Source organism: Bartonella queenslandensis AUST/NH15 (genome assembly GCF_000312585.1).
In the GTDB taxonomy this organism is placed as follows: Bacteria; Pseudomonadota; Alphaproteobacteria; order Rhizobiales; family Rhizobiaceae; genus Bartonella; species Bartonella queenslandensis_A.
Genome location: NZ_HE998528.1, coordinates 1 through 228, shown reverse-complemented (window position 1 = coordinate 228; position 228 = coordinate 1). Strand labels below are relative to the sequence as shown.

1 pseudogene is annotated in these 228 nt (G+C 38.2%); it reads left to right on the top strand.

Going from position 1 to position 228, the window contains the following annotated elements:
- Nucleotides 1-228: pseudogene (locus tag BN338_RS12625) on the top strand (YfjI family protein); the annotation flags it as partial.

Genomic DNA, 228 nt, shown 5'->3' with positions numbered 1-228 from the left:
CCAATCACTTGCCTTCAAAAGCAATGGTACAAAGAGTGGCTAAAGCAAAAAGAGAGACAAGAAATTGAAGAGATCCTTGAAACTTTAGACAAGTCCGAAAAGAAAAAACAAGCCCATAAAGCGATAAAAAAAGGAGATCTTGAAACAGCCCGTGCTCTTTTGTCTGAAACCCTCTCTAAAGACAATACGCATGATGATGATGTCTCTCGTTTTATTGTCAATGATGTC